Below are 5,149 nucleotides of genomic sequence, written 5' to 3'. Positions count from 1 at the left end.
TCGGCGTCGCGGATCAGCCTAGTCGGCGGGTACGACGGCGTCCGGGGGAGCGGCAGAGGCGCAGCCGACATCGTTACCAAAGCGGAACCAGTCCTTTTCTGGACCAGTTCCAGAAAGTCGGCTAGGGTGAGGCCCATGACGACGCAGATGGAGGATCCGGGAGCGCTGCTCCGGACAGCCGGGTTGAGGGTCACCTCTCCCCGGTTGGCGGTCCTCGCCGTCGTCGACAGTCGTCCCCACATCGCGGCGGAGGACGTCGCGGTACTGGTCCGGGAGCGGCTGGGCGCGGTGTCCACGCAGACCGTCTACGACGCGCTGCGTGTGTGCACCGACGTCGGACTCATGCGGCGCATCGAACCGGCCGGCTCGCCGGCCCGGTACGAACGCCGCACGGGGGACAACCACCACCACCTCGTGTGCCGGCAGTGCGGCCGGATCGAGGATGTCGAATGCGCGGTGGGGCATGCGCCCTGCCTGCAGGCGGACCACGATCACGGCTTCCTGATCGACGAGGCCGAGGTCAACTACTGGGGCACATGTCCCGAATGTCAGGCGGGCCGTGCCCGGCTCGGTTAAGACTGAGACCCAGACCACATCGCCCATCACCCCACCACAACGAGGAGCACCAGACGTGACCACGCATCCCGCCGACCGCGGCGTACGCGACTTCCAGCCCAAGTCCGCCACCACCACCGACAGTGGCCAGCCGGTACCGAGCGACGAGTTCAGCGCCCGGTTGGGCGAGCTGGGTCCGCAGCCGATCCACGACTTCTACCTCATCGAGAAGCTCGCCCACTTCAACCGCGAGAACGTCCCGGAGCGTCTGCCCCACGCCAAGGGCTCGGGCGCCTTCGGCGAGTTCGTCACCACCGAGGACGTCTCGGACATCACCTGCGCAGGCCTGTTCCAGCAGGGCGTCACGACCCCCATGCTCGCCCGCTTCTCCACCGTCGCCGGCGAGAAGGGCAGCCCCGACACCTGGCGTGACCCGCGCGGCTTCGCGCTGAAGTTCTACACCGACGAGGGCAACTACGACATGGTCGGCAACAACACGCCGGTCTTCTTCGTCCGCGACGCCCTCAAGTTCCCGGACTTCATCCACTCGCAGCGCCGCAAGAACGCCTCCGGCCTGCGCAACCACGCCATGCAGTGGGACTTCTGGACCCTGAGCCCCGAGTCGACCCACCAGGTCACCTGGCTCATGGGCGACCGCGGCATCCCGGCCACCTGGCGCAACATGGACGGGTTCGGCTCGCACACCTACCAGTTCATCAACGCCGAGGGTGTGCGCCACTGGGTCAAGTTCCACTTCAAGACCAACCAGGGCATCGACTTCCTCACCCAGGACGAGGCCGACAAGCTCGCCGGTGAGAACGCCGACTACCACCGTCAGGACCTCTACGAGTCCATCGCCAAGGGCGAGTTCCCGTCGTGGGACCTGCACGTCCAGGTGATGCCCTTCGACGAGGCGGAGACCTACCGCTTCAACCCGTTCGACCTCACCAAGGTCTGGTCGCAGAAGGACTACCCGCTGCGCAAGGTCGGCACCATGACGCTGAACCGGAACCCGCAGAACCACCACGCCCAGATCGAGCAGGCGGCGTTCGCGCCGACCAACATCGTCAAGGGCATCGGCTTCTCGCCCGACAAGATGCTCCTCGGCCGTGTCTTCGCGTACCCGGACATCCAGCGCTACCGCATCGGCGCCAACTACCAGCAGGTGCCGGTCAACCGACCGCTCTCGCCGGTGAACTCCTACTCCAAGGAGGGCGCCATGCAGTACGAGTTCCCGCACCCGGCGCAGGCCGAGTACGCCCCCAACACCCTCGACGGCCCGGTCGCGGACCCGGCCAAGGCGTTCGACTTCGGTGACTGGGACACCAAGGGCTCGGAGATCTACCGCGGGGACGTCTCGCCGCACTCCGACGACACCGACCAGGCGCAGGCCACCACGCTGTACCGGGAGGTCCTCGACGACGCGGCCCGCGAGCGTCTGGCGTCCAACATCGCCGGTCACGTGAGCAAGATCGACCCCTCGGAGACCGAGCTCCTCGAGCGCGTGTACGCCTACTGGGCGGCCGTCGACCAGGGGCTGTGCGAGGCCGTCAAGGCCGGCGTCGAGTCCGGTCCGCGCGGCAACCACCGTCGCCAGGAGTGACCACTCCGTAGCCGAGCATGTTTCGGTCGAGCACGCGTCGGCCGAACTCGACTGAGACGAAGGGCCCGATCCCGCGATTAGCGGGGTCGGGCCCTCCTCGTGCGCCGGCTTCCCGCCCGGGGCCCCGTCAGCCGCCGCGGACCACGGTCAGGGCGTCGTGGTCGGCGATCGCCCGACAGGCCCGCCGCATGAGCAGGGCGAACATCTCGTCACCGCGCGGGGTCCGGGTGCCGTACATCCAGCCGAAGATCCCGAGCACCGGGGTCTGGAGCAGCCCGTAGACGTAGTCGTCCCAGCAGGTCTCGAGGGAGTACCCGGTCACCCCGTGCCCGACGAGCGCGCGGTGGTAGTCGGCCACGATCCCGCGTTCGGCGGCCCGGCGGTCGGCGACGTCCAGGCTTGAGCCGAGGAAGCCGCCGAGGTCGCGCCCGGGGAGCCCCACGGTGAGGGTCTGCCAGTCGCAGGCCAGGGACGGCCGGTCCCCGGAGGGGTCGATCAGCATGTTGTCGGCGCGGTAGTCGGCGTGCAGCAGCGCGAAGCGATCGGACCGCCCGTTGGCCCAGTCCGCGATCAGCGGCGCGATCTCGGATAGGATCCGTCGCTCGTCGTCGTCGAGCCGGTCCCCCAACTCGGCGAGGAAGGCCTCCAGCGCCGGCCCGCCGAGCTCCTGGAGGGTGACGTTGTCCTCGGCGGAGGGGCAGGAGAGGCCGTCGATGCCGCGCAGTGCCGGATCGCACCAGCGCGGGCCGTGCAACCCGGCCAGGTTGACCGCGCAGTCGCGGGCGTCCTCGACGGTCAGCCCGGTGAGCTGGTCGCCCTGGACCAGCGGCGCCACGTCGTCCAGAACGAGCGTGAACTCGCCCTCCCGCTCCCCGAGCGCGGCGAACCGCGCCCGCGGAACCCGCACGGCGACGGTCGGCGCCAGATCGCGGTAGAACAGCACCTCGCTCCGGTAGACGCCGTGCAGCAGCGGCCGCATGCCCTCGTCGGGGTTCGGGAGTTTGACGAACAGCGTCGGCGGGAGCCCGTCACCGTCCACGTGGGCCACCACGCAGCAGCCGATCTGGCCGGTCCCCACCGCCTCGGTCCGTGCCGACCGGACCTCGGTGCCGAGCGCCCGGGTGAGCCACTCCGCCGTCACCTCCTCCGGCGTGCAGACCACGGAGGCGCTCGAGTCGACGCTGGTCATGTCTGGGGGTCCTTCCGCAGGTGGAGACGTCCGGGATTGGGGTCGAGGTGGTCGAACCGACTGGGATCGCGCCGGTGTCGCCAGGCGGCCAGGACCGGGGCGAGCTCGTCGGGGGTCGCGCCGTGCAGGACCACGGAGTCCGCGCCGAGTGAGAGTTGACCCTCGATGCGGTCAGCGCAGTGCTCGGCGCTGCCGACCGCCGCGCAGGCGAGCCACTCGTCGGGCAGCACCTCGTGGGCGTGGCGCAGGATGTCGAGGTCGTCGGTCGCGTCGAGCGCGCCGGAGTGGGCGGACAGGCGTTCGTCGGCGCGGAACCGCTCCAGGCCCGCCGGGTCCCAGCCGTTCACCCGGACCAGCACGTCGCCGTACCCGGTGAGATAGGTGGCCAGGCGGCCGACGAGTTTGCGCAGCCGCGCGGTCTCGTCGAGCGAGTCCTCGATGGTGGCCATCACCGACCAGATCCGCACCTGCGCCGGGTCGCGGCCGGCCCGTTCGGCGGCCTCGCGGACCAGCCGGACGGATCTGGCGACGGCGGTGTCGGACATGAAGGTGTGCAGGACCACGCCGTCGGCGATCCGTCCGGCGAGCCGGAGCGAGTTGTCGCCCATGGCCATGAGCAGCACCGGGATGTCCTCGTCGAACGAGGGGTCCTGCACGAGATAGGGATAGCTCCCCGCCGGACCGTCGTGCCCCGCCACCGACCCGCCCCGCCACAGCGTGCGGTAGATCCCCACCGCGTCCTCGAGCTGCGCGGAGGTGACGTGGGGCAGGCCCATGATGTCGAACAGCAGCGGGATGCCGCGGCCCAGCCCGAACGCGTACCGGCCGCCGGACATCCGGTGCAGCGTGGTGGCCATGGTGGCCGTGACCAGCGGGTGCCGGGTGTTGTGGTTGGTCGCGGCGGTCCCCACGCCGATCCGGGTCGTCGCCGCCACCGCCGCCCCCGCCATGACGGCCGCGTCCTTGAGGGCGAACCGCTCGGACAGCAGGATCGATCCGAGTCCCAGCTCCTCCGCGCGGGCGGCTTCGGTGATGAGGTCGGCCGGGGACGCGCTGTGCCCGGCCAGGCCGTAGCAGGCGAGCTCGGGCATGAGCGGCAGGGCGGGGTCGTCGTGGGTCATGCGTGCCCTTCGGCAGGATGGAGCAACCGGCGAGAAAGTGACACGTGTCACGTTACCCCGGTGGCGGTGGCCACCCGGCCGGATCCGACGACCCGTTCACCCGACCTGGTCCGGTCGGCGGGGGTCAGGTCCCGATGATGCGACCCAGGCGCCGCTCGAGTCCGGCCCACGCCTGGTCCGCGTCGATGTCCTCGGCGAGCACGTGCAGGTCCACCCAGTCCTCGCCCTCGTCCGAGACCAGGGTCCCGGGCATGAGGTTGATCATCCACAGCGCCAGTCGGCGTGCGGCCGGGGCCCCGGACCGGATCGGCAGACGCCGGGTGTGCGGCGAGATGGGCATCCGGGGGTCCAGCGCCCGGCGGGCCACGTCGATCCCGCCCCGCAGGAGCGCCAGCAGGAACCATCCCGCCAACCCGGGGATCTCCCACGGCCGCCGACCGGTCCGCGGGCGCGCGGGTGGGAGCGCGCGGAGGCTCACCGCCGTCGCGACCGCGGTCGCGACGAGTCCGTAGTGCCAGAACCGGGTGTCGCCCTCGGCGAGGATCCACCACAGGAGCAGCAGAACCAGGAAGCGGACCACTGCGGCCCGCACGTACCCGATCATGAGGCCACCTCCGCGGCGACGAGGACGGAGGCCAGGCCCAGCAGGAGCAGGCCGCGGCCGGCGCGGGAGCGCAGGAC

The 5,149-nt window shown here is 70.8% G+C and carries 5 protein-coding genes; 2 read left to right on the top strand and 3 right to left on the bottom strand.

All coding sequences use genetic code 11. The features are described from left to right. The first annotated feature begins 135 nt into the window (after positions 1 to 135). Entirely contained in the window at positions 136 to 576 is a 441-nt protein-coding gene (locus tag G6031_RS12530) for a Fur family transcriptional regulator (protein ID WP_182615825.1), read from the top strand. A gap of 55 nt (positions 577 to 631) precedes the next feature. Then, positions 632 to 2,158: a catalase gene (locus tag G6031_RS12525; RefSeq protein WP_179524388.1), complete on the top strand. Its 1,527-nt coding sequence runs from the start codon at positions 632 to 634 to the stop codon at positions 2,156 to 2,158. A gap of 127 nt (positions 2,159 to 2,285) precedes the next feature. Here the strand turns inward: G6031_RS12525 and G6031_RS12520 are convergent, their stop codons facing one another. From G6031_RS12520 to G6031_RS12510, 3 genes are all read right to left on the bottom strand, one after another. Beyond that, positions 2,286 to 3,347 (bottom strand): aminoglycoside phosphotransferase family protein, encoded by a 1,062-nt coding sequence (locus G6031_RS12520; protein ID WP_182653440.1) that lies wholly within the window; start codon positions 3,345 to 3,347, stop codon positions 2,286 to 2,288. Then, entirely contained in the window at positions 3,344 to 4,468 is a 1,125-nt protein-coding gene (locus G6031_RS12515; protein WP_182653439.1) for a TIGR03857 family LLM class F420-dependent oxidoreductase, read from the bottom strand. The genes G6031_RS12520 and G6031_RS12515 overlap by 4 nt, the downstream gene beginning before the upstream one ends. Positions 4,469 to 4,592: 124 nt before the next feature. Next, positions 4,593 to 5,072 (bottom strand): Na+/H+ antiporter subunit E, encoded by a 480-nt coding sequence (locus G6031_RS12510; RefSeq protein ID WP_182653438.1) that lies wholly within the window; start codon positions 5,070 to 5,072, stop codon positions 4,593 to 4,595. Positions 5,073 to 5,149 lie beyond the last annotated feature (77 nt).

The sequence above is a fragment of the Dietzia sp. CQ4 genome, assembly GCF_014145125.1.
GTDB lineage: Bacteria > Actinomycetota > Actinomycetes > Mycobacteriales > Mycobacteriaceae > Dietzia > Dietzia natronolimnaea.
This window is presented reverse-complemented; position numbering and strand designations above follow the sequence as displayed.